At 68.1% G+C, this 23631-nt stretch carries 22 protein-coding genes and 1 pseudogene; 7 read left to right on the top strand and 16 right to left on the bottom strand.

Translation table 11 applies throughout. The features are described 5' to 3' along the window. Nucleotides 1-43: 43 nt before the first annotated feature. The 5 genes from proC to PV768_RS05535 form a co-directional block, all read right to left on the bottom strand. A complete protein-coding gene (proC, locus tag PV768_RS05555) occupies nucleotides 44-877 on the bottom strand; it encodes a pyrroline-5-carboxylate reductase (protein ID WP_321214374.1) in 834 nt (277 codons plus the stop codon). Nucleotides 878-1183: 306 nt separating this feature from the next. Next, nucleotides 1184-2173 carry a Ppx/GppA phosphatase family protein gene (locus PV768_RS05550; RefSeq protein ID WP_157241159.1) on the bottom strand — a complete coding sequence of 330 codons (990 nt, stop codon included), beginning with the start codon at nucleotides 2171-2173 and terminating at the stop codon, nucleotides 1184-1186. 7 nt (nucleotides 2174-2180) lie between these two features. After that, entirely contained in the window at nucleotides 2181-2600 is a 420-nt protein-coding gene (locus PV768_RS05545; RefSeq protein ID WP_321214375.1) for an SseB family protein, read from the bottom strand. Nucleotides 2601-2643: 43 nt separating this feature from the next. Continuing rightward, on the bottom strand, nucleotides 2644-5370 hold the full coding sequence (gene topA / locus PV768_RS05540; protein ID WP_421092483.1) for a type I DNA topoisomerase: 2727 nt from the start codon (nucleotides 5368-5370) through the stop codon (nucleotides 2644-2646). Nucleotides 5371-5485: 115 nt separating this feature from the next. Further along, the gene (locus tag PV768_RS05535; protein ID WP_421092482.1) at nucleotides 5486-7153 is read right to left on the bottom strand and encodes a DUF7059 domain-containing protein; all 1668 of its coding nucleotides are present in this window, start codon (nucleotides 7151-7153) and stop codon (nucleotides 5486-5488) included. A 65-nt stretch (nucleotides 7154-7218) separates the two neighbouring features. Here PV768_RS05535 and PV768_RS05530 point away from each other — a divergent pair, with 65 nt between their 5' ends. Next, nucleotides 7219-7695 (top strand): hypothetical protein, encoded by a 477-nt coding sequence (locus tag PV768_RS05530; RefSeq protein WP_421092481.1) that lies wholly within the window; start codon nucleotides 7219-7221, stop codon nucleotides 7693-7695. 50 nt (nucleotides 7696-7745) lie between these two features. Further along, nucleotides 7746-8345 carry a hypothetical protein gene (locus tag PV768_RS05525; RefSeq protein ID WP_421092480.1) on the top strand — a complete coding sequence of 200 codons (600 nt, stop codon included), beginning with the start codon at nucleotides 7746-7748 and terminating at the stop codon, nucleotides 8343-8345. Here the strand turns inward: PV768_RS05525 and PV768_RS05520 are convergent. Continuing rightward, nucleotides 8342-9235 carry a rhodanese-related sulfurtransferase gene (locus PV768_RS05520; RefSeq protein WP_321214380.1) on the bottom strand — a complete coding sequence of 298 codons (894 nt, stop codon included), beginning with the start codon at nucleotides 9233-9235 and terminating at the stop codon, nucleotides 8342-8344. The genes PV768_RS05525 and PV768_RS05520 overlap by 4 nt on opposite strands. Nucleotides 9236-9411: 176 nt before the next feature. Here PV768_RS05520 and PV768_RS05515 point away from each other — a divergent pair, with 176 nt between their 5' ends. Together PV768_RS05515 and PV768_RS05510 are read left to right on the top strand one after the other, a co-directional pair. Next, the gene (locus PV768_RS05515; protein ID WP_157241150.1) at nucleotides 9412-10104 is read left to right on the top strand and encodes a GNAT family N-acetyltransferase; all 693 of its coding nucleotides are present in this window, start codon (nucleotides 9412-9414) and stop codon (nucleotides 10102-10104) included. A 78-nt stretch (nucleotides 10105-10182) separates the two neighbouring features. Beyond that, nucleotides 10183-12558, top strand: coding sequence for a DEAD/DEAH box helicase (locus tag PV768_RS05510; protein WP_321214382.1), 2376 nt, complete (start codon nucleotides 10183-10185; stop codon nucleotides 12556-12558). A gap of 94 nt (nucleotides 12559-12652) precedes the next feature. Here PV768_RS05510 and PV768_RS05505 read toward each other — a convergent pair whose 3' ends face one another. From PV768_RS05505 to ssd, 7 genes are all read right to left on the bottom strand, one after another. Continuing rightward, nucleotides 12653-13084, bottom strand: a complete 432-nt coding sequence (locus tag PV768_RS05505; RefSeq protein ID WP_421092563.1) for an Rv3654c family TadE-like protein — start codon at nucleotides 13082-13084, stop codon at nucleotides 12653-12655. Then, nucleotides 13084-13530 carry a TadE family type IV pilus minor pilin gene (locus tag PV768_RS05500; protein ID WP_421092479.1) on the bottom strand — a complete coding sequence of 149 codons (447 nt, stop codon included), beginning with the start codon at nucleotides 13528-13530 and terminating at the stop codon, nucleotides 13084-13086. The genes PV768_RS05505 and PV768_RS05500 overlap by 1 nt, the downstream gene beginning before the upstream one ends. Further along, a complete protein-coding gene (locus PV768_RS05495; RefSeq protein ID WP_421092478.1) occupies nucleotides 13527-13871 on the bottom strand; it encodes a DUF4244 domain-containing protein in 345 nt (114 codons plus the stop codon). The genes PV768_RS05500 and PV768_RS05495 overlap by 4 nt, the downstream gene beginning before the upstream one ends. Nucleotides 13872-14036: 165 nt before the next feature. Beyond that, nucleotides 14037-14645, bottom strand: a complete 609-nt coding sequence (locus PV768_RS05490) for a type II secretion system F family protein (protein ID WP_421092477.1) — start codon at nucleotides 14643-14645, stop codon at nucleotides 14037-14039. Then, nucleotides 14642-15448 (bottom strand): hypothetical protein, encoded by an 807-nt coding sequence (locus PV768_RS05485; RefSeq protein ID WP_421092476.1) that lies wholly within the window; start codon nucleotides 15446-15448, stop codon nucleotides 14642-14644. The genes PV768_RS05490 and PV768_RS05485 overlap by 4 nt, the downstream gene beginning before the upstream one ends. Then, nucleotides 15445-16599: a TadA family conjugal transfer-associated ATPase gene (locus PV768_RS05480; protein ID WP_421092562.1), complete on the bottom strand. Its 1155-nt coding sequence runs from the start codon at nucleotides 16597-16599 to the stop codon at nucleotides 15445-15447. The genes PV768_RS05485 and PV768_RS05480 overlap by 4 nt, the downstream gene beginning before the upstream one ends. 122 nt (nucleotides 16600-16721) lie before the next feature. Beyond that, on the bottom strand, nucleotides 16722-17786 hold the full coding sequence (ssd, locus tag PV768_RS05475; protein ID WP_421092561.1) for a septum site-determining protein Ssd: 1065 nt from the start codon (nucleotides 17784-17786) through the stop codon (nucleotides 16722-16724). Between the two features lie 263 nt (nucleotides 17787-18049). Between ssd and PV768_RS05470 the strand changes: the two genes are divergently transcribed. Continuing rightward, entirely contained in the window at nucleotides 18050-19768 is a 1719-nt protein-coding gene (locus PV768_RS05470; RefSeq protein WP_421092475.1) for a bifunctional 3'-5' exonuclease/DNA polymerase, read from the top strand. A gap of 166 nt (nucleotides 19769-19934) precedes the next feature. Further along, the gene (locus PV768_RS05465; protein WP_157241136.1) at nucleotides 19935-20126 is read left to right on the top strand and encodes a YegP family protein; all 192 of its coding nucleotides are present in this window, start codon (nucleotides 19935-19937) and stop codon (nucleotides 20124-20126) included. Between the two features lie 2 nt (nucleotides 20127-20128). Here the strand turns inward: PV768_RS05465 and PV768_RS05460 are convergent, their stop codons facing one another. The 3 genes from PV768_RS05460 to PV768_RS05450 form a co-directional block, all read right to left on the bottom strand. Next, on the bottom strand, nucleotides 20129-20806 hold the full coding sequence (locus tag PV768_RS05460; protein WP_323056714.1) for an NUDIX hydrolase: 678 nt from the start codon (nucleotides 20804-20806) through the stop codon (nucleotides 20129-20131). Next, a complete protein-coding gene (nth, locus tag PV768_RS05455; RefSeq protein ID WP_421092560.1) occupies nucleotides 20803-21597 on the bottom strand; it encodes an endonuclease III in 795 nt (264 codons plus the stop codon). Before nth ends, PV768_RS05460 begins: the two co-directional genes overlap by 4 nt. A 68-nt stretch (nucleotides 21598-21665) precedes the next feature. Next, a complete protein-coding gene (locus PV768_RS05450; protein ID WP_421092474.1) occupies nucleotides 21666-23012 on the bottom strand; it encodes a hypothetical protein in 1347 nt (448 codons plus the stop codon). Nucleotides 23013-23421: 409 nt separating this feature from the next. Here PV768_RS05450 and PV768_RS05445 point away from each other — a divergent pair. Beyond that, a pseudogene (locus tag PV768_RS05445) lies at nucleotides 23422-23631 on the top strand (hypothetical protein); the annotation flags it as partial.

Below are 23631 nucleotides of genomic sequence, written 5' to 3'. Positions count from 1 at the left end.
GGGTTCCCTGGCCGAGCTTGCGAGGTTAGGGAGCGGGTGGGGACTAGCCGAGCTGCCTGGTGATTTCGGCTGCCCGCTCCGTGGCCGCGCGGGCACCGGCCACAATGATGGCGGGAAGGCCCCGCTCGTCAAAGGTGGCGATGGCCCGTTCAGTGGTGCCGTTCGGGCTGGTCACTGCCTTGCGCAGCGCCGTTGGATCCGCCCCGGGCTCGGCCAGCATGAAGCCGGCTCCGGCCACGGTTTCCCTGGCAAGGAGAACGGACAGTTCCGGATCCAGGCCCAGTTCCCGGCCGGCTGCCGCCATTGCTTCCGCCAGGTAGAACGCGTAGGCGGGTCCGGAGCCGCTGATGGCCGAGACCGCGTCCACCTGCTCCTCGGGGACCTCCACCACTGTTCCCGCACCCCGCAGGACGTCCTTGACCTTTTGAAGCTGCTCCGGGGTGCAGTGGGTCCCCGGCGACACCGACACCACGCCGCGGCCCAGCTTCGCCGGTGTATTGGGCATGGCGCGGATTACCGGCTGTCCCGCCGGCAGTGCGGCCTCGAGCTGGGCGATGGACACCGCGGCAGCCACGCTGACCACCACGGCGGTTGGTGAAAGGGAGCGGCTGATCTCCCGCGCAAGGTCAAGGATGCCAACAGGCTTGACGCCAAGGATGACAACGCCGGAGCCCTTGGTTGCCTGTTTGTTGTTGTCCGGCTCCTCCTCACCGGCAATCGCGGTCACGCCGTGGTGCCGCTCGGCCAGTTCCGCGGCACGCCCGGCACGCCGGACCGTTGCGACGACGTCCGCGGGATCCGTCCCCGCTTCCAGCAGGCCACTCAGAATTGCTTCGTTCATGGATCCACAGCCCAGGAAGGCGATTCGGTTGCTCATGGCTCCATCATTACAGTTAGGCCCGGCCGGCGCCGAAAATGATGACCACGGGGTGGACAACCCGGTAACCAGGGAACCGGCTGAAATGCACTCACAGGTGGCTCACATGTAAGGCGCAGGTACCTCACAACTTGGGGTCCTAACGTAGTTATTACCTCATTGAGGGTGCGAGTGATGCGGCAGGGATGGGGATCCCTGCCAGGGCACCGGCGGTCGGCAACAGGTTTTCCCCCATTTTCCTGTTGTGGACGCCGGTGCTTCCGCTTTTAACCGGCTCGTGTGCCGCGGGCACCGTCCGGCAGGGCCCTAGGCCGGGGCTTCGACAGCCTGCGGCGCCGCCACGTGGGGCGCAGGCTCCAGGGGCCCCGAAAACACCAGCTGGTCCAGCCGGCGCAGGATCAGGCCTTCACGCAGGGCCCAGGGGCAGATCCGGAGCTTCTTGAACCTGAAGAGCTCCAGCGCGGCCTCGGCAACGAGTGCTCCGGCCAGCAGCTGATGGGCACGTGCCTCGGAAACCCCCGGCAGGTGCAGCCGGTCCTCGGCCTTCATCGCCGAGATGCGCTGCGCCCACACTCCAAGGTCCGTCGCACGGAGCTCCCGCTTGACGTACGGGCCGGCCGCGCTCGGGGCCGCGCCGGCGATCCGTGCAAGGGAGCGGAAGGTCTTGGATGTTCCCGCCACGACGTTGGCACGGCCCAGCCCGTCGAATTCCCGCACCGCGGGCTTGAGGGTGGCCTGGATGTACCGCCGCAGTTCCTTGACGCTCTTGGCTGACGGCGGATCCTCGGATAGCCAGTCCCTGGTGAGCCGGCTGGCACCCAGCGGCACGGAGGTGGCAACCTCCGGAAGTTCGTCCTGGCCGAAAGCCATCTCAAAGGAGCCGCCGCCGATGTCCAGGTTGAGGATGGGCCCGGCGCCCCAGCCGTGCCAGCGCCTGACGGCAAAAAAGGTCATCGACGCTTCTTCGCTGCCGGTGAGCTCCTGCAGCGTCACAGTGGTTTCGTGTTTTACGCGCGCCAGGACTTCAGGGCCGTTGGTGGCCTCGCGGATGGCCGACGTACAGAACGCCAGGAGGTCCTCGGCCTTGTGCCTGGCGGCAAACTCCCAGGCTTCCAGCACGAATTCGGTGAGCTCGTGCTGGCCGGCGTCGTTGATGCTGCCGTCCGGTTCCAGGTACTGGACCAGGGACAGCGGCCGCTTATGCGAGGCGAAAGGTACCGGGCGCGCGCCGGGGTGGGCGTCCACCAGGAGGAGATGGACAGTATTGGACCCGATATCGAGGACGCCTAGCCGCATGGTGACATTATTGCTCGTCAGCCCGCTTGAAGTCGCGCTTGATGTTGGCCACGCCCTCAGGGTTGATCTCGAACCCGTAGGCGGCGCCCGGGTTGATAACCATGCCCAGCTCCTCGCCGATGTTAGCGATGATGGCTGCGCCCTGGGTGCCCAGCACGTTCGGCGCAGCGTCAAGGTACTGCTGGTCCACGCGGCTGGGGTGCGAGAAGACGGCAAGCACGGGATCGCCGTCGGCATTGCCCAGGACCAGCGGCTCCACCTGGGAGTCCTCGCCCTCGATGCCGTCCGAACTGATGATGTAGACCTCGCTGTTCAGGAAGGACAGGATGACGTCCACCGGGTTGGCGTCAGGCTGCCCGCCCTTGGCGAGCTTTTCCTCGAGGTCGTTCAGGGGCTGGAGATCCGTGTGCGCAGGCTGTTCAGTCATCCCTCTACCCGATCACGATCCCGTGCGGCATGCAAACGCCCGGCTACTTCTTCGCGGTGGCCTTTTTCTTGGCCGGCGCCTTGCGGGTGGCCGTGCGCTTTACCGGGCCCTTGGCGCGCTTCTCGGCCAGGAGCTCCACGGCCTGCTCGCGCGTCAGTTCCTCCAGGGACGTGGCCCGCGGGACGGTGATGTTGGTGATCCCGTCCGTGATGTAGGGGCCGAACCGGCCTTCCTTCACCACGATGTTCTTCTCCGACACGGGGTCCGGGCCGAACTCCGCCAGCGGCGGGACGGCAGCCCGGGCTCCGCGCTGCTTCGGCTGGGAGTAGATCTCCAGCGCCTGGTCCAGCGTGATGGTGAAGATCTCCTCCTCCGAGCCGATGGACCGGGAGTCGGTTCCCTTCTTAAGGTATGGACCGAACCGGCCGTTCTGCACCGTGATGAGGTTGCCTTCGGCGTCCTCGCCCAGGACGCGGGGGAGGCTCATGAGCTGCAGGGCCTCGTCCAGCGTTACCGACTCAACGGTCATGGACTTGAACAGCGAGCCCGTGCGCGGTTTGGCCTTGACGGGCTTCTTGGGCGGCTTGGGCTTGCCGTTCTTGTAGTACTCCACCGGCTGCGCAGCGATTTGCTCCTCGGTCATCTCCGGGATGACCTCGGTGACGTAGGCGCCGTAGCGGCCGTTCTTGGCAACAACGGTGTGGCCGGTGTGCGGGTCCGTGCCCAGCACGCGTTCCTCGGGGGCAGCGGTCTCCATCAGCTCGATGGCCTTGGCAGCGGTCAGCTCGTCCGGAGCCAGGTCCTCCGGCACGTTGGCCCGGGGCGACTCCACGATCTCCCCCGTCTTCGGGTCAACAGTGGCGGCTGAGCTTTCCAGGTACGGGCCGAACTTGCCCACCCGGAGCGTGATCTGGTCCGTGATGGGAATGGAGTTGATTTCCCGCGCGTCGATTTCGCCGAGGTTGTTCACGATGCTCAGCAGGCCCGGATCCGAGTCCTCGCCGAAGTAGAAGTGCCGCAGCCAGGAGGCGCCCACGGCCTGGCCGTTGGCGATCTTGTCCAGGTCGCCTTCCATGTCCGCGGTGAACTCATAGTCCACATAGTCGCTGAAGTGCTGCTCCAGCAACCTGATGACGGAGAAGGCGATCCAGCTGGGGACCAGGGCCGAGCCCTGTTTCCGGACGTAGCCGCGGTCCTGGATGGTGGAGATGGTGGAGGCGTAAGTGGACGGGCGGCCGATGCCCTTCTTCTCCAGCTCCGCCGTCAGCGATGCTTCCGTGTAGCGCGGCGGCGGCGAGGTCTCGTGGCCCACGGCGATGATGTCGGACGCCTTGAGGGCGTCGCCCTTGGCCACATTGGGGAGGCGGCGGGCTTCGTCGGAGTCGTCGTCGCCGCGGGTCTCGTCCTTGCCTTCCTCGTAGGCGGCAAGGAAGCCGGGGAAGGTAATCACTGTGCCGGACGCGGAGAACTCCGCGTCCCGCCCGTCAGCGGACACGGCGCCCAGGCGGATGGTGGCCGTGGAGCCCTTGGCGTCAGCCATCTGGGAGGCGACGGTGCGCTTCCAGATCAGCTCGTAGAGCCGGAATTCGTCGCCGGAGAGCTGCTTGGCCACCTGGGCCGGGGTGCGGAACGAGTCGCCGGCGGGGCGGATGGCCTCGTGGGCTTCCTGGGCGTTGGCTGCCTTGCCGGTGTACACACGCGGGGACTGCGGGATGTACTCCGGGCCGTACAGCTCCGAGGCCTGGCGGCGGGCAGCGGTGACGGCTTCATCGCTCAGCGCGGACGAGTCCGTACGCATGTAGGTGATGTAGCCGTTTTCGTAGAGCCGCTGGGCCACCTGCATGGTGCTCTTCGAGGAGAACCGCAGCTTGCGGCCCGCCTCCTGCTGCAGCGTGGACGTGGTGAACGGTGCCGCCGGCCGGCGGGTGTAGGGCTTGGTGTCGACGGACCGAACGGTGAACGAAGCATCCTGCAGCCCGGCCGCCAGGGACGCAGCCAGCTCCTCATTGAGGTGGGCGACGTTCTTCGAGGTGAGGACGCCGTCGTCGTTGAAGTCCCGGCCGCTGGCTACCTTGGCGCCGTCCACGGCGGCGAGCTTCGCTTTGAACGAGCCGGCGTCTGCGCCGAACTGGCCCGTGAGGTCCCAGTACGAGGCGGCTTTGAAGGCCATCCGTTCGCGTTCGCGGTCCACCACCATGCGGGTCACCACGGACTGCACGCGGCCGGCGGACAGGCCGCGGGCCACCTTGCGCCACAGCACCGGGGAAATCTCGTATCCGTACAGCCGGTCCAGGACGCGGCGGGTCTCCTGCGCATCCACCAGCGCGGTGTCCACATCGCGCAGGTTGCCCATGGCGCGCTGGATGGCTTCCTTGGTGATTTCACCGAAGGTCATCCGGTAGACCGGGACCTTGGGCTTGAGCACTTCGAGCAGGTGCCACGCGATGGCTTCGCCCTCGCGGTCCCCATCGGTTGCGAGGTAAAGTTCGTCGGCGTCCTTGAGCGCGGCCTTGAGCTCAGTCACCTTTTTCTTTTTGTCCGGGGAGACCACGTAGTAGGGCTTGAAGTCGTGTTCAATGTCGACGGCGAACTTGCCCACCGAGGTCTTCTTCAGCTCAGCGGGGAGCTCGGACGGCTGGGGAAGGTCGCGGATGTGACCAATGGAGGCCTCTACGATGAAGCCCTCGCCCAGGTACTTGGCGATGGTCTTGCTCTTGGCCGGAGACTCCACAATCACGAGTTTCTTGCCGGTTTTGGCCTTGCTTGGCACGGTGCTCCTACAGAAAAAGGTTGCTCGGGCAGATGCGCCCATACTGGCCTAGTTCACCATATTTTGCAGAAATGTGCGCATCCATGTGGAAAAGTAGGGGGTTCCCCTGCAGGTCCTAGGCGCCCTGTTCCGGGGCCGGGATCAGGAAACCGTCGCGGACCAGATTAGCCACTTCGGTGATCAGCCCGGTCCGGAACGAGCCGGCGTCGAACCCCTCCTCCCCCGCCATTCCGCCGCCCAGCAGCGCCTCCAGCGCCCCGGCGATCTGGCCGGCGGTCAGGTCGCCGTCGCACGCTGAAACGAAGCCGGCCAGCTCGGTGCTGAGCAGGTTGGTACGGCGCAGGCCGGCGCCCTGGCGCAGCAGGATGACCCCCGGGTGCTCGGCGCCCGGCCGCTGGTGGCGCTCCTCCGTGACGTCGTCCGCCACCAGCAGGTGCGCATCCTCCAGGGCGTGCACGGCCAGCCAGTCGATGCGTTCGACGGCGGCCCCCAGGTGGGGTCCGATGGGCTGCTCAATGGGGTACGTGATTTCCTCGAACCGGCTGATGCGGGCAGGGCCCGGTTCAACCGGACGGCGCAGCCAGACCATGCCGAAACCGATGCCCTCCACGTTCCTGGATTCGAAGTCTGCGAGGTAGGCGGCGTAGGCCTCCCGGTAGTGCTGCCGGTCCCGGCCCTCCGAGGCGTCGCGCAGCCATGTTTCCGCATACTGTTCCGGCCCCACCTGCTCGCGCTGGATAAACCAGGCGTCAACGCCCGGACTGGCCCAGCTTTGCGGCCGTTCCTGCCATGACGTTCCCTTAATGACCTCCCAGTTGCCTAAAAGCTGGGCTGTTCCGCCGGGTGCCAGGACGTCCGGCAGGCCGGCAACGAGGGCCGCCACGATCTCATCGCCCGGCAGGCCGCCGTCGCGGTACGTGAACTGCCCTGCGGCGTCCTCCCCTGCGCTGCGCGGCGTGATCACGAACGGCGGATTGGACACCACCAGCCCGAACTCCTCGCCCTCGACGGGGTCCAGGAGTGAGCCCAGGCGCAGGCTGACCCGGTCCGCAAGCCGCGCGGGATCAACGGAGAGGGCCTGCGCATTGAGGAGGATGTTGAAGCGGGTGAAGGCCAGGGCGCGTTCGGAGATGTCCGTGGCGGTGACGTGCCGGCAGTGCTGGAGCAGGTGGAACGTCTGGATTCCGCAGCCCGTGCCGAGGTCCAGGGCGCGTTCGGCGCGGCGGCGGGCGGTGGTCTGCACCAGCGTGGTGGAGGCATGGCCGATGCCCAGGACGTGGTCGTGCCGGAGCACCCCTTCCTGCTGGTGCGCCGCCAGGTCGCTGGCCACCCAGAGTTCCGTGCCGCCGCCGGCTGCGTTGTCCCCGGCGGTGCCGTGCCAGCCGTAGGGCCGCAGGTCCACCTTCGCTGCCAGCAGCCCTGAGCCTGGAAGGGGTTCAACCAGCCCCAGCGTGAGCAGGCCTTCCGCACGGATGCCGGGAAGGGCGGCGTCGAGCGTCTCCGCCACCTGCGGCTCGGCGAGAAGCCAGAGGCGGACGACGGCGGCGAGCGCCCTGTTTGCCTCGTCCTGCCGCACGGCGCGGTCGGCGGCGAGCAGGGCCGGGATGGTCTGGTCCCGGTCCAGCGCTGCGGAGGCGGCGGGGCCCAGGAACCGGGCGACGCCGTCGGGCGTGTAGTCGAGCCGGCGCAGGTCCGCGGCGAGGGCGGCGAGCAGCTCCGGCTGGTCGCTGCGGGGGGCGTCCGGGGTGTTGCCGGCGGTGAACTCGTACGGGGATTCAGGCACCGCTCAAGTTTAGTCCGGCGGGCTGCTGGGCATTGCGGGCTGCGTTGACGCGGTAGCGTGGAGCCATGCCTTCAAGTTTTGCCGTCCTTCTGCGCGCCCGGCTCCAGCCGGCGGGGCGCGCCCGCCTGTTGCCGTGGTCCGGAGCCTTGGCAGGTGCGGCGGCCCTTGCCCTGGCCGGCTGCTCACCCGTGGTTTCCGTCGAAAACGCGGACGTCCCCCAGTGGCGGGCAACCGCGCTGCCCCCGGCGCCGGGCGCCGTCATCGAGGACGCCGGCAAGATCCTCAACCGGAACCGCATTATTAAGGAAGCCGCCGATGTTCCGGCAGGGCGCTACATCCTGACCGCAACGTGCGATGGCGGCGGCAAGGCCTTCTTCGCCGTATCACTTGATGGAGCGATGCTGGCGGACGCAGGAGCGGCGTGCAACGGCAGCCGGGAGACAACCAAAATCACCCTGCCCGAGGCCGGCACCCTGGAAATCAGCGCTTCCAGCGTGGACGCGCCCCTCATCTACGCGTACCGGCTGGAACCCGCCGGATAACGGTACCTTCGGCTCTGGCCCGCCGATGGCGGCGGGCATACAGTCTGACTATGCCCAGTGTGCGGATCGCCTCCGCGCCTTGTACCGTGCGGACGCCCCGCGTGCGCACAGCGCCGGTGCCGCTGGCCCGGAAGCCGGGCGCCGCCGTCGTCATTGCTGCGCTGGCCGCCGCGATGGTGCTGGGCGGCTGCGAGTATACGTACGACGACGGCCGCAGCCTTCCGGGGCCCGTCGAGGCAGAGCCGACGCGGCTTCCCGGGCCGGTGTTCACGCGCGACCCGCTGCAGAACGACCCCGTCAGCGAGGCTGAGCTTAGCGCTTGGGTAACCCGGACGCTGCCGGACACAGGGCAGCCGGTGGCCCACGCCAGGGCAGGGCTCATGGCAGCCGGGGAAATCCGGGCCGAGTCGACGCCCGTCCTGGGGACCGGCACGTACGCGCTGGCCCTGGCGTGCCGCAGCCAGCGGCGTGTGACGTTCACCGTCCGCAGCGAGTCGCTCACGCTGGTGGATCTGGGGCTCCGGTGCGGGATCAACCGGGAGAACGTTATTTATCTTTCCTCGGAGACAGCCCTCACCATCAGGGTGGAAGCCCGGACCGGCGCCAACTACGCCTACCGGCTGCGGCTTCTCTCGCCACCCGTTCCCTAGGCTGCGCACCCGTCGGGGCAGCGCAGGGTTTCCGGGCTGGATGCGCAGTCGGCGCAGTACAGGGTGAGGGTGCGGCAGCTGGGGTTTGTGCAGTTCTCGAACTTGCTGGTGGGCGCCGAGCAGCGGGTGCATTCGCCGATGGTCTTGGCGTCCTCGCTGAATTCCAGGTGCATGCGCTTGTCGAAGACGTAGAGCGAGCCTTCCCAGAGCCCCTGGTCCTTGAATGTTTCGCCGTAGCGGACAATGCCGCCGTCCAGCTGGTACACCTCCTTGAAACCCCGGTTCACCATGAGGCTGGACAGCACCTCGCAGCGGATGCCGCCGGTGCAGTAGGTGACCACGGGCTTGTCCTTGAGGTCGTCATACTTGCCGGACTCCAGCTCCTGGATGAAGTCGTGGGTGGTGGCGACATCGGGGACGATCGCGTCCTTGAAGCGGCCGATCCGGGCTTCGAAGGCATTCCGGCCGTCGAAGAAGACAACGTCCTCCCCGGCTTCCTTCTTGCTGTCCACCAGCTCGTGCAGTTCCTCCGGCTTGAGGTGCGTACCGCCGCCAACCACGCCGTTCTCGTCCACTTTGAGTTCCCCGGGCGCGCCGAAGGAGACAATCTCGTCCCGGACCTTGACGCTGAGCCGGGGGAAGTCCTCGGCACCGCCGTCGGACCATTTCACGTCGATGCCGCGGAAGCCCCTGTACTCGCGGGTGGTCTTCACGTACTGTTTGACCGCGCCGATCTCCCCGCCGACAGTCGCGTTGATGCCGTCCTTGGAGATCAGGATGCGTCCGGTCAGCCCGAGCTTCTCGCACAGCGCGCGCTGCCATAGCCGTACCGCCTCGGGGTCCGCGATCGGGGTAAAGCCGTAAAAAAGCACAATTCGGTTCAAAGCCACGTATTTAAGGGTATTCAAAGCCACGTATTTAAGGGTACCGGCACGGTCCGCGGCGACGGTGCCGGCCGGTCCGCTCCAGCTTCCGCGAAGGTCCGTGGCGTTTTCGGCTCATCACGATTGCATAAGCTCTCTGCCACCCCCTGTTGCTTAAGATCGGGCTGGAATATTCTCATCCCATGACCCCGGAAACCATGGTTGAAGACATCACTGGCCTTCTTGAGGTGTGGGTGGCGGGCTGGGCCGGTTGCCGCGGCTACAGGACATCCACCGAGGGCCGCTTTCCCGCCGTGCTGCGGGCGGATACCAGCGGCGAATGGGAATTCTTCGCGTCCGAGCCCACGGACGATGAGTTCGCGGCGCTGGCCGCCAAGACGGCCGAAGTTCCGGCCAGGGTCCTCACCATCCTGACCAATGACACAGCCCGCTACTCGGCCTTGGCCGCAAGGCACGGGCTGAATGTCACATCTGACTCGCAGGCGATGATGATTGTGGACATGGAGACCCAGGACGCCGAGGATCCCTGGCTTTCCGACGACGAACTGACCTGGACCACGTCCGCGCAGAACGGCGTCCACTACGCAGAGGTCCGTTCCGGCGACACCCTGGCCGCCAGCGGACGGGTTTACGTGGTGGGCGACACCGCGGTGTTCGACAAGATCATCACGGAACCGGCCTTCCAGCGCCGGGGCCTGGGCAGTTTCATCATGCGTGCCCTTGCAGCCAAGGCCTTCGAGCACGACGTGCAGGAGGGGCTCCTGCTGGCCTCCGCGGACGGCCAAAAACTCTACTCCCACCTCGGCTGGACCACCGTGTCCCGGGTACTCATGCTGTCCGCTTCGCACGACGGCTCAGACCTTTCCCTCAGCTGAGCCTTACCGTTCCCCCACACTGTTACCCCGACGGCGAACCGGGGCCCGCAAGTCCCTGCCGGGTGAAACAATGTTCGGGTGAACCCCCATGACTCCCTGATTCCCTTGCTGGGCCGCGGCCCGGAACCGGAGCAGCTGCGTCATGTCCGCACTATCCCGGCCCGTGAGGCCGAGTACGAGCCCTGGCCCGCGTGGGTGCATCCGGACCTGGTTGCGGCGTACGGGTCCCTGGGCATCCAGGAGCCCTACCGGCACCAGGTGGAAGCAGCCGGAATCGCCCACGCCGGCGAACACGTTGTGGTGGCCACCGGAACCGCATCGGGAAAGTCGCTCGCCTACCAGCTCCCCGCCCTGGACGCCATCCACCGTTCCGAACTGCGGGTCATGGCCGAGCCCGGGAAGATCCATGACGACGGCGCCGTGACGCTCTACCTGTCCCCCACGAAGGCCCTCGCCGCGGACCAGCTCAATGCCATCAGGGGCCTGGAACTGCCCACCGTGCGGGCGGAAACCTACGACGGGGACACCGACCCCGCCTCGCGCCGCTGGATCAGGGACCACGCCAACTTCATCCTTGCCAACCCGGACATGCTGCACTTTGGGATTCTTCCCAACCACGCCTGGTGGGCCGGGTTCTTCCGCCGCCTGCGCTACGTGGTCATTGACGAGGCCCACAGCTACCGAGGTGTATTCGGTTCCCATGTGGCCAACCTGATGCGCCGGCTGCGCCGGATCTGCGCGTACTACGGTGCGGGCACGGCCTACCCGGAGCCGGTATTCATCGCCGCCTCCGCGACCGCTTCGGAGCCCGAGGTCTCCTTCGCCCGGCTGATCGGGGCTCCGGTGAGGGCAGTTTCCCGGGACGGCTCGCCGCACGGTGCCACCACGGTGGCTTTCTGGGAACCCGCCCTCACCGACGTTCGGGGCGAAAACGGCGCCAAGGAGCGGCGGACGGCTGTGGCTGAAACCGCAGACCTGCTGGCGAACCTGGTATCGGCCCAGGTCCGCACCATAGCGTTCATCAAATCCCGGCGCGGGGCGGAGTCCATCTCCTCCATCACCAAACGCCTCCTGGACGAGGTGGACCCCAGCCTGCCGCAGCGGGTGGCTGCATACCGTTCCGGGTACCTTCCCGAGGAACGCCGCGCCGTGGAAAAGGCGCTCCGTTCGGGGCGGCTCCTGGGTGTTTCGAGCACTTCCGCCCTGGAACTGGGGATCGACATTTCAGGACTGGACGCGGTCCTGGTGGCGGGCTGGCCGGGGACGCGCGCCTCCCTGTTCCAGCAGATCGGCCGGGCGGGCAGGGCCGGGCAGGACGCCATCGCGGCCTTTGTTGCCAGCGATGATCCCCTGGACACCTTCCTGGTGAACCATCCGGAAGCGATTTTCGACGTGTCCGTGGAAGCAACTGTCTTCGACCCCTCAAACCCCTACGTGCTGGGTCCACACCTGTGCGCCGCGGCAGCGGAACTTCCGCTTGGTCCTGCCGAACTCGACCTCTTCGGCAGCACGGCGGAGTCCCTCCTGGACCGGCTGGTGGCCCAGGGGTACCTGCGCCGGAGGCCCGCGGGCTGGTTCTGGACACACTCGCAGAGCGCGGCAGCCATGGTGAACCTGCGGGCCGACGGCGGCGGACCGGTGAGCATCGTGGATGCCGAAACCGGGTCCCTCCTTGGAACCATGGATTCCCCGCAGACCCACTACCAGGCCCACACTGGCGCTGTTTACATCCATCAGGGTGACAGTTACGTCGTGGAGGACCTGAATGAAGATGACCACTGCGTGATGGTGCGCCGCGCCAATCCCGATTACTACACCACCGCCCGGGACATCACCCAGATCGAGGTGCTGGAGACACAGCGCACGGTGCAGTGGGGTGACGTTTCGGTGCACTTCGGTGATGTCAAAGTCACGACGCAAGTGGTGTCCTTTCAGCGCAAGGCCCTGATCTCCAACGAAATCCTTGGTGAGGAGCCGTTGGAACTGGGCGCCCGCGATCTCTTCACCAAGGCCGTCTGGTTCGTGGTGGACAACCGTTCCCTCACCGGGGCGGGGCTGATCGAAGCGCAGTTTCCCGGGGCCCTGCATGCCGCGGAGCATGCGGCCATTGGCCTGCTGCCCTTGGTGGCATCAAGCGATCGGTGGGACATCGGCGGGGTATCCACGGCCCTGCATGCGGACACCGGGGTGCCCACCATCTTCGTGTACGACGGGCATCCCGGCGGCGCGGGTTTCGCCGAACGGGGCTTCGACAAGGCGAAGGTGTGGCTCACGGCCACCCGGGACGCCATCAAGGCCTGCGAGTGCGATTCCGGCTGTCCCTCCTGCGTCCAGTCACCGAAATGCGGCAACAAGAACAACCCCCTGGACAAGGCTGCCGCGGTCTCCCTCCTCGACGTCCTGCTCAAGGACGCCACCGAGGGCAGCTCCCTGAGGATGGAAGCGCAGCGCTGACGGTGCCGGCCGCTTGTCCGGGTGTCCCGGCAGACATTCGGGAAGCCAACACAGGAGCCGCGCCTGCCGGCCACACCCGGGGCAGGTGCGAGGTTCAGGGCGGCGGGCCAGCGCGGGAACGCCCGGTTGCTGCCCCGAACACGGTCCGTTCCATCAGCTCCGTCCTGACCTCGATCGTTTGCCCTGCACCCTCGTTGCAGCCAAGGACCGCAGCCCCCTGCCGGGCCGCAACCTGGAACGCTATGGTGCAGGGGTCCCCGTCAGTGACGCCGCGGAGGGCATCGGCCGCCGCAAGTGCCGCGAGGTCGGCAGCGGACGCGGCCCTGCTTGCCAGGACGGCCGACTGCGCCAGCAGCAGCATCAGCGCCATGGCCATCATCACCACCAAGGCCAGGCCGGCCGCCAGAACCGTCCCGGACCCGCGCTCCCGGCCGCAGGCGGAAGCCTGCAGGCGCCGGCCTGAGTCTGCAGTACCTGCCCGGCACGGCTGAACGATGCGAGTCCGTCCACAGGGCCCGGCACGCATCATCCGGCCGTCTCGGCGCGGGTGGAGGCCCGGGCAGTAAGCAGCCAGGGAATGGCCGAACCGAGCGGGCCGCCCACCCGGCCGGTGACGGTGACGTCCAGCCACTCGCCGTCGGCCGAAACCGCCGCCGACGCGGACCCGCCCGTCAGGGTATGGACGATTCTTTCCACAGCGGCTGAATCTTCACCGCGGGCCAGGGCCCGGGCACCGGCGCGTGCTCCCTCCTCCAGCCGCAACTGGGTGACCCCGGCGGAGGCACCTGACAGCAGCATGGCCAGCAGCAGCAGGACCGCAGGCAGCGTGACGGCGAACTCGGCGGTCACGGCGCCGCACGATTCCTCCGGTCCGGGACCGACGTAGGGCCTGCCCGGCCCCAGGGGCCGGGAGCCGGCCTGCAGGGTGGGGCACGGACGAACGGGTGGAAGCACGGCCGGCGCGACGGTCATGGCAGGGCCAACGCCGTGCGGATCAGAGTCAGCAGGAAGCCACGGACCTCCTCGCTGCGGAGGATGAACACCAGCAGCCCGGCAAAGCCCACGGCAGCGAGAGTGGCTATGGCGTACTCGGCGGTTGCCATTCCCGCCTCGGATCCCAGGAGCCGGAGACGCCGCCTGGGGCTGGTTGGCGCCTTCACGCCCGGGTACAGTTCCACGACGTTGGTCGGCAGGGAACCGTTTCCGGCCCCGCCCGCGTGGTGGCTGTTGCTGCGGTGTCCCCGGGAGGCGGAGCGGGCAGCGGCGAGCGCCGCTGTCCCGTCGGCGTAGTGGCGACGGTGATGAGTGGGCATGTGGTTTTCCTTCCGTTGGGCCGGTGGTGTTGCCGGCTGTCTCGACTCTTCCGGGCCGTGCCGGAAGCGGTAAGCCCTGCGGACTCCTAAGTGGAAAAGCCGGGTGGTTCCGTGGTGTGGACCCCGCTGTGGAGGAGAAGAGTGCAGGAAAAGGCACATGGCGCCCTAGCCCGAGGGCACCAGCGCAAGGAGCACCGGGACCACGCCCAGGCAGATGAAGGCGGGCAGGGAACACATGCCGAGCGGAACCACCAGCTTGACGCCCAGTGACGCCGCGCGTTTTTCTGCAGCCCGGAACCGCTCGCGGCGGAGCCGGGCAGCCTGGGCGTAAAGGATCGCGGACGACGGCGCGCCGGTCAGGGCCGCGAACCCCAAGGCGTCCCGCAGTTCCAGGACCTCCGGCAGGCGGACCGCACTGCTGCGCCAGGCGGTTTCCCAGTCGGCCCCGATAGCCAAGGCAGCCACGACCGGCCGGAGAGCGTCCCTATACCTGTCGGAAGCGGAGTCCGACACCAGGTCCAGCGCACGGCCGATGCCCGACCCCGCATCCAGCATGGCGGCCACGAGCTCCAGCATCATGGCGGTGTCCGTCAGGCCCTCCCGTCCCCCGCGCGGCAGGGATCCTCCGGAGCCGGCGGGCGCGCCCCTCATCGGGGGGCTGCCGGACAACGCCCGCAGCCTCTTCCCCGGACTGCCCCTCCCGGCACACACCAGGGCGGCGGCCGCAGCAAGCACGAGGAAAAGGGCGAGCGCTGAAGGGGAAGGCCAGGTCATGTCACGCCAGCCCCCGCCGCCGCGGCCACCAGCCTGGCGGACCACAGCCTTCCGGCAGCTGTAAGGCCAATTCCGGCGGCAAGCGCTGCCAGTCCCCATGGCGTTCCCAACAGGATGGCCAGCGGATCCACGCCCAGCGCCATTCCCAGGCCCAACCCCAGCAGCGGCAGCCAGGTGAGGAGGCTTACGGTGGCCTTGGGTCCGGCCAGGGCGGTCTGCCGGGCGGCATCGGCGTCGTCCTCCGCTTCGAGCTGCGCGGCGAACCTGGTGAGCACGTCTGCAAGCGGACAGCCGCTTGCTTCCGCAACATCAAAGCACGCGGCAAGGTCCGCCCAGATGCGGGATTCCCGATCCCGCCGGGGAAAGGCGGAGGGCAGCGACCGGCGGATGGCGTCCGAGACCGGAGTTCCACCGGCCGCCGCCACGCGTGCCGATCCCAGCATGGCGCTGGAGCCCGTTGGGAGGCCATCGCTTGGGAGGCCATCGCTGCGGGAATCCGAGGAGCCGTAAACCAACCAGATCTCCTCCCAAAGCCGGGCCGGTGTCCGCCCGCCTTTGAGCAGGGCGGCAAGTTGCTGCACAACGACGGTCATGGGCGCTGCAGACTGCTTGCCTCCCTTCCCGGCACTGCGCCTGCTCAGCGGAAGGATCCCTGCCCTGAGGGCACGTAATGCCGGGGCCGGACCGGGTTTTCCTGCAGGGCCGGCATTTCCTGCACGGCGCAGCCTGGCGGCAGCGCCACGCGGCGGACGGGCAAGCAGCACTGCGGCCAGCCCCAAAAGCATGACAAGAAAAAGGATCATTGCAGCTCTCCCAGGCCCAAGCCCAGCCGTTCGGCCAGGACCGGCCACGCCGGGCCTGTGCCCACCGGGCCTTCACCACCTTCCCAGGCAGGCAGAACCGTCAGGCCGTCCGGTCCGTCTCCCACCAGCCCAACGCACGTCACTTTCCGGGACTGTTGCGTGCGCTCGACGTGGATGACGACGTCCAAGGCGCTCGCTGCCTGGAGCCGCACGCCGTCGGGGTTCAGTCCCGCCAGGGCACCGAGAGCTGTGAGCCGGGCTGGAACGGCAGTGGCCGCATTGGCGTGGATGGTTCCGCCCCCGCCGCTGTGGCCGGTGTTCATGGCAGTCAGCAGCTCCCGCACTTCGGCGCCCCGGCATTCACCCACCACCAGCCTGTCCGGACGCATGCGCAAGGCCTGCCGGACCAGGTCCCCCAGGTCCACCGCGCCGCCACCTTCCAGGTTTCCGTGGCGGGATTCAAGGGAGACGATGTGCGGATGCACCGGATTCAGTTCCGATGCATCCTCGATCAGGACCAACCGCTCCGAGGGAGGGCACAGCCCGAGCAGGGTGGAAAGCAGGGTGGTCTTTCCGGACCCGGTGGCACCGCTGATAAGGAAGCTCAGCCTGCGCTCCACCACCCGTTCCAGGACACGCTGCAGTCCGGAACTGAACATTCCGCCGGCGCGGAGCTCATCCATGGTGAAGACCCGTTCACGCCGGATCCTGATGCTCAGCAGCGTTCCCGCCGTGGAGACGGGCGGCAACACGGCATGGACGCGGTAGCCGCCGGCCAGCCTCACATCAACGCAGGGTGAGCCGTCATCCAGCCGCCGGCCGCCGGCGGCCACCAGCCGGCAGGCCAATGCCCGCAGCTGGACTTCATGGTCGAAGGCCACCGCTACGCGCTCCATCCCGCGGCCCCTGTCAACCCAGACGGAGTCCGGGGCATTCACGAAGATATCCGTCACCGCGGGGTCGCGGGTAAGGTTTTGGAGAGGTCCCAGCCCGTTGAGCTCGGCGCTGATCCGCTCCACCGCCGCCAATGATCCGGCGGTGCCCAGCAGTTTGCCGGTGGCCTGCACTGCCGCCGCCACCCGGGAGGGTGTCACAGCCGCCGCGTCCGCCATCATGGACTCCCGCACCGATTCGAGCAGCCCCACATCCACGGCGTCCCGGACGGCCGGACGGCGTTCGCGCCGCCGCCCCTCGCCGGAAGCATGCCCGCCGGAACTGCGTTCCGCAATGCGCCGTTCCCCGATGCTGCGTTCACCTGAGCCTGGCGGCTGCCTCACCCGAGATCCCCCGCAGGCAGGCCGTCTCCGAGGAGATCCAGCACGGAGGCAGCGAATTGCCTGACGCTTCGCCGCTTGCCCAGATCAAGGAGCCGGCCCGACTCCATCGCCGCCGGGACGCCCCGCAGCTCGGGCACGCGCCCCTGGACGGGAAGGCCGATGGCTTCGGCAAGAAGGGCGCCGTCCAGCGCCGCACCGTGCTTGCCCCGAACCAGGAGGGAAGCCTCCACCGGAGGGAATTCCTGAAGCAGCCGCACCGCCGCGACGGCAGCCTTCAGCTGCGCCGGAACCACCACGGTGATGAGGTCGCAGTCCCAGGCGAACGTGTGGATGGGCTCCGCTCCCCGGCCGATGTCCACCACCACCAGCTCATACCCACGGCGGGCGGCATCAAGGACGCCCGCCGAGGTGGCGGCGGCAACAGTCACAGGCTGCTCACGGCTGGCGGGCCAGGACAGGAACGAAAAGCCTCCTGCAACGGGCAGGGAATCCGCAAGCTGGACCGGATCGATGCTGCCCCTGGCCTCAGCGAGGTCGGGCCAGCGCAGCCCGGGGTCTTCTTCGGCGGCGAGGGCGAGCTCCAGCCCGCCGCCCCATGGGTCACCGTCCACCAGGAGCACCCGGGCCCCCAGCCCGGCGGCAGCCTGGGCAATCCAGATGGCTGCGGTAGTGGCACCCGCGCCGCCGCAGCCGCCGGCCACGCCCAGGATGAGGCCGCCGGGGCCCGGCGAACGCGACCTGCTGAGATGGTCCGCAAGCCAGGCGGCGGCGTCGGGCAGCACAGCCACCCGCTCTGCACCGAGGACCGCGGCCAGGTGCCACAGGCTGTCGCCTTCACCGTCAAGGCCCACCAGGACTGCCGGCGCCCGTCGCCGGGGAGGCAGTTCGCGGATGTCGCTGCCCACCAGGACTGCCGCCGCCCCGTCCCAATGCCTGCCCGCCCCGGCGGCATCGGCTGCCGTGCGCAGCTGTGCTCCGGCTGCCGCAACGATCCGCTCCACCTCGGCCCGGAGGACAGCGGACGAGGTCACCAGCAGTACCTCGCCGCCGCTGTCCGGCAGCCAGGCTTCCCGGGCTCCTCCCGGGGCGTGCACCGGGAGGGCTGCCCGTAATGGCTGACCAGCCTCTGCTGCAAGGCTGAAGCCGGCGGGGCCCGGTTCAGGGTGGGACGGAATCAGCTGATGCCTGCTCATGGACCCACTTTCCACCGCCGAAAGATGGCGGGTAAGGGCGCCGGGGCCGTATGTGGAAAAGCAGGGCGCGCCACGCGCGCAGCCGCCGACCCCAGAGCCGGCAAGCCCGGAAACAAGGCAGAATGGGGACCATGTACCTGCTGCTCGCCGCCCACCCCCACGGCGCGGCACTGCAGGAACTCACGCAGGCGGGAGCCCCGCTGCCGTCCACCCCGGAACCAAGGCTCATCAGCACAGGCGACCTCGCCGCCGTCGTACGTGAACTGGAACACCGCCGGCCGAACGGGCAGCCGCCCCGCTGGATCTGGCACCGCACCCAGGATTGGTACCCCGCCCTGCTGGCAGCCGGCGTCGAACTGGAGCGGTGCCATGACCTAAGCCTGTGCGCGAACATCCTGGCCTTTTCCCGGTTCACCGCCGACACGGAATACGCACGGAACGCGGACAGGATCGCCGTCGAGGACCCGCTGCTGCCTCCCAAAGCGTTGCAGCCGCCGCCTCCCCCGGCGGACCAGGGTGCCCTGTTCGAGGATCCCGGGACCCTGCCCCTCACTGGCCGTACTCCCGAAGAGCTGCGGGCCGAATACGCCGCCCAACAGGCGGCCCTGGCCTCGGTCGGCCATGAGGAGAACCGGCGGAACCGGCTGCAGCTCCTCCTCGCAGCAGAATCCGCCGGTGCCATGATCGCCGCCGAGATGCAGCATGCCGGCGTACCGTGGCGGGAAGACCTGCACGAACAGATCCTCGCCGGGCACCTTGGCCCCCGCCCGCCCCTGGGCCACCGCCCCGCGAAACTTGAGGCGCTGAACCAGGAGCTTCGCCGGCTCCTGAATTCGCCCACGCTGAATCCCGATTCCCCGCAGGACCTGATGCGTGCCCTGCACCGGAACGGGATCGAGGTCAAAAGCACCCGCAAATGGGAGCTGAGGGAATCCAGCCACCCGGCCATCCAACCGCTGCTGGCCTACAAGCAGTTGTCTCGCCTGCACACGGCCAACGGATGGGCCTGGCTCGACGCCTGGGTGGCCGGCGGCAGGTTCCGCCCCGAATACGTGGTGGGCGGCGTGGTTTCCGGCCGCTGGGCCTCCCGCGGCGGCGGTGCGCTCCAGATTCCGCGCCAGATCCGCGGCGCTGTCCATGCCGATCCCGGCTACAAGCTGATCGTCGCGGATGCCTCACAGCTGGAACCTCGCGTGCTGGCGGCCCTGGCCCGGGACTCGTCCATGGCCGAGGCTGCCCGCGACCAGGACCTCTACGCGGCCATCGCCGCCAAGGGATTCGGCGGGGACCGGGCAAAGGCAAAGATGGCGCTGCTGGGCGCAATGTACGGCGCAACCTCCGGCGAGGCCGGCCGGCTCATGCCGCAGCTGGCGAAGACTTATCCGCGGGCCGTGGACTTTGTGGAGCAGGCTGCGCGGGCGGGCGAGTCCGGCGGCACGGTGACCACGAGGCTGGGCCGGAGCAGCCCTCCGCCGTCCGGGCGATGGTTCCAGAGCCAACGGTCGGCCAGCGCCGAGGAGCAGCGCCGCGCCGAATCGATCGCCCGCTCCCGGGGACGCTTCACCCGCAACTTTGTTGTCCAGGGCTCGGCCGCTGACTGGGCGGCCTGCTGGCTGGCGGAATTACGACGGCGGCTGCGCACCCTCCGGAAGGACCGTCACCTTGACGCCGAGCTTGTCTTCTTCCTGCATGACGAGGTGATGGTCCACGCCCCCGTGGAGGCAGTGGACGCCTGCATCGCGGCGATCGAGGACGCGGCCAGCGCCGCGAGGGAGCTCCTGTTCGGTCCCATCCCCGTTGAGTTCCCGGTCAGCGTTGCAGTGGTTGACTCCTACGACCATGCGAAATAGCCGCCCGTCCGCGGCAATTGGGACGTTTGGCAGCCTGCCGACCCGCAAAGTAACCTACCCGGCGGTAGCTCGACCGGCCCCCGTGACCAGCGTTACAGTTCATAGCGGCGACTGAGGCAGACCGGTCAAAAGCTGATGCAACGACGCACAGGGGAGGTCCCGGCTTATGGCGGGCAGGTTCGAAATTCATCGGGTAGGCGACGAGTCCTACCGACTGCGGCTCACTGATGCAGAGGGCAACACTGTTGCCGTCTCACCCAAGTTCAAGTCCCTCAACTCGCTGCTTGAGGGCATCAAGGCAGTCCGGGAGAACGCCGCCACCGGCATCGTGGTGGATCTCCGCCAGCAGCAGGCCTGACGCTAGACGCCCATGCGGTGGAGCCGGCTCCGGTCCCACGGAACGGCCCAACCCAGCTGTTCGAACAGCCCGTTCAGGACAATTCCGGTAAATCCCCAAACCACCACGCCGTTCACTGTGAAGGCGGGGCTGTCGAAGCTGCGCCCGGCGCGGTGGACGGTTGCCATCACGCGGTTGTCCGGGTCCAGCAGGTCACGGACGGGGACGCGGAACACCTGGGCTGACTCGGCATAGTCCACCACCCTGACGGGCGTTGGCGAACGCCACCAGGCCAGCACCGGGGTGACCAGGAAATTGCTGTGGGCAAGGCCCAGTTCCTGAAGGGATCCCAGAACTTCCACGCCGTCCGAGTCGAGGCCGGTTTCTTCCTCTGCTTCCCGCAATGCCGCCTGAACCGGCGTTTCCCTGGCGTCAAGGGCGCCGCCAGGGAACGCCACCTGCCCGGGATGGGACCCTAAAGTATGGGCGCGTTCGAGCAGGAGGACGTCAAGATCGGCCGGCGCCAGTGGCTTGTTGGAAGCTGCGGGGACGTCATCAAGGGCCCCGAAGAGCATCAGGACGGCCGCCCTCCGCGCCCGGGACTTGTCCACCGTCAGGGCGGCCCAGAGGGGATCCGGCGCCGCATCGGCACCGGACTCCGCCCGGCGCACCAGTTCGAGGAGGTCTTCGCGCGCGCTCACGGTGTCCTCTGCTGGGATTCCATCCGGATTTCGGCGGCGCGGTGGGTCTCGGCCAAAAGCTGCTCCAGCAGTGCCTCGCTGCCGGGAGCGAGCTCGTACTTCAGCAGCTTCGCAGCCTTCGCGGGATCCGTTTCGCCCAGCCCGAAGCTGGGGCACCACGTGGCCACGGGGCAGGCCCCGCAGGCCGGCTTCCGCGCGTGGCACACCCGCCGCCCGTGGAAGATCACCCGGTGGGACAGCATGGTCCAGTCCTTCCGGTCGAACAGCTCGGCCACGTCCCGTTCGATCTGCACGGGGTCGTCGGACTGCGTCCAGCCAAAGCGGTTGGCGAGCCGGGCGAAGTGGGTGTCCACCGAGATGCCGGGGATGCCGAAGCCGTTCCCCAACACCACGTTTGCCGTCTTGCGGCCCACGCCCGGCAGGGTGACCAGGTCCTCCAGCCGCCCCGGTACAACGCCGTTGTACTTGTCCACAAGGCGGGTGCAGAGCGCAATGACGTTTCTGGCCTTGGCCCGGAAGAACCCCGTGGGTTTCAGGATCGTTTCCAGGTCGCCAGGATCCGCCTCGGCCAGGGTCCGGGCGTCCGGGTAGCGCGCGAACAGCACCCGGGTGACCTGGTTGACCGTCACGTCAGTGGTCTGGGCGGAAAGGACCGTGGCGACGAGCAGTTCGAACGGGTTGCGGAAGTCGAGCTCGGCGTGGGCGTATGGATACTTCTCGGCCAACGCCCTGTTGATCCGCCGTGCCCGCCGTTTCAGCGCCAGCACCGATTCGGAAGAGACCACCGGCATCCCGGCAGCCTGGCTGGCGAGTGCCTTGATTCCGCCGGCCTTCGAGGCCCCGGGCCCGGCCACAGGCGTCAGCCGCGCTCGATGTTGCTGAGGTCCCGCAGGACGCCCAGGCGCCCGTCAGTGTGCTGCACCAGGAACTCGTGGCCGCGGTCCTCAAGGGCCAGCACCCAGCCGCCCGGTTCAATAACGAACGCCGGCGCGCCGGTTTGGGGGTCATAGGCAGTGCGGTGCTGTGCCACGGCAAACCAGAAGGCCTCGTGGATGGGGTGTTCTTCCGATTCGTCGGGCCGGCTGGCCGGATCAACCGTGGCGCCGATGGGCTGCTCGATCCGGACCTGCTGGTGCACTGCGGTGGCGGCCGGCGGCTCCCAGCCCGCCTGCCCGCCCTGGACCGGGGAGGCAGCACCCTGGCCGGACGGGGCAGCCGGCGGGGCGCCGCCGTCGTGAACCGGAGCAGGAGTGGAAGAAGGACGGACGACGTCGGCGGGCTGGGTTGCGGGCCCCGGGTCGCCTGCTGGAGTCCACTCAGAGACCTCGGGGGCAGTGGAAACAGGCGATGCCCCGGTAGGGATGGCAGCGGTGGCGGGGGCATGGACTGCCGCGGGCTGCGGGGCGGCACCGGGCTGCCCTGCTGACACCGGCTGCTCCGGCGAACCGTGCTGTTCCGGTGAACCGGCCTTGCCGTTTGAACCCGGCCGGACAGCTGATGAACCTGCACCGGCACCGCCGAACAGCCCTCCGCCCGAGAACACCTTCGAGCCCGGCTTCGACTCTTTCGAACCGGCGGCGGACTCGTCCTTCGGCTTCTTGGGAGCGCGGGGTTTCTGGACGGGAACAACCGCATCCCGGGCCACCACGTGGGCCGGCACTTCGGCCCGGCCCTGGAAGTCACCGGAGACGTAAGGCAGGAAGCGGCCCAGCACCGTTGCGGCGAACAGGACCAGCGAGCCGATCAGGCCCACAAGGAGGCTCGGAACGTAGGCGCCGGCCACGGAGATGAAGAAGAACGCCACGGCAAAGGAGGCAACCACTGACGCGAACTGGTCAATGGACAGGGAGCCAATCCGGAGCTTCGTGGCGGGAGCCAGCCTGCGCGCGGCGAAAAGCGCGCTCACGATCAGGGGCAGGACGATGCCCAGCCCCAGGAAGAACAGGTTGTTGAGGTTCCACAGGTTGTACCGTGCGCCGAAGATTGGCAGCAGGGAGGCAACGAAAAGGATGAGCGTGCCGGCGAAGACGGCCAGGTCCCGGATGGTGAACGGACCCAGCACTGCCTCGTTGGCGTTCGGAGCCTTGCCTCCCTTGGAAGCGGTGCCCGCGGTGGCCTGGGACCCTGGCCCGTCGGCTGTTCCGGCGCTGTGGCCGGAACCTGCCGTGTCGGGGCCGGTCTTCTGGCCGAAGCCTTGCTGGTTCATTCTTCTCTCCTTAGCGTGGCGGCACCGGGGCCAGCATGGTCCCGAAATCGTGCCGTCTTGACAGCGGTTCCGGTATTGCCAGGCCCTTGCGTTGCCTGGCCGAAGGGACCGAAGTGAAGTCACAATTCCATCTCAGCCTAGTCAAGAGCCCAGCTGATCACTAGCTGGCCCCAGCCTGCGGCGGGCCGGAAAGGCCGGCCCGCAAACCATTCACCGCTTAATAAATGCCGTTCACGGGCTCTCGTGTGACACCGCACACATCAGCGGCGGGCCAAGCATTAGTCTTGATTCCGGAACAGCTCTTTGCGGAATGTCCGTGACCAGCCGGTGCCCGACGTCGTGCAGGCGGCGGAGCCCGGACGTCGGCGGACATCCCGCCCAGCAAAGATCGATGAATGATGAGGTTCACATGTCCCAGGACACTTCAAGCGCCGTTGCACCCGCTGCCGCAGGCGCAGGGCAGCAGGTTACCCACGGGAGCGATGAGCAGGGCGACGCCTTCGAAAACCTGCTGCATGAGACCCGCGCCTTTCCGCCCACGCCGGAGTTCGCTGCCGGCGCCGTGGTCACCGCGGCGGAGTATGAGGAGGCGGGCAACGACCATCCCGCTTTTTGGGCG

Source organism: Pseudarthrobacter sp. CC4, assembly GCF_048957775.1.
Taxonomy (GTDB): Bacteria; Actinomycetota; Actinomycetes; order Actinomycetales; family Micrococcaceae; genus Arthrobacter.
The sequence above is the reverse complement of the archived record's forward strand: the minus strand, read 5'-3'. Positions and strand labels throughout refer to the sequence as shown.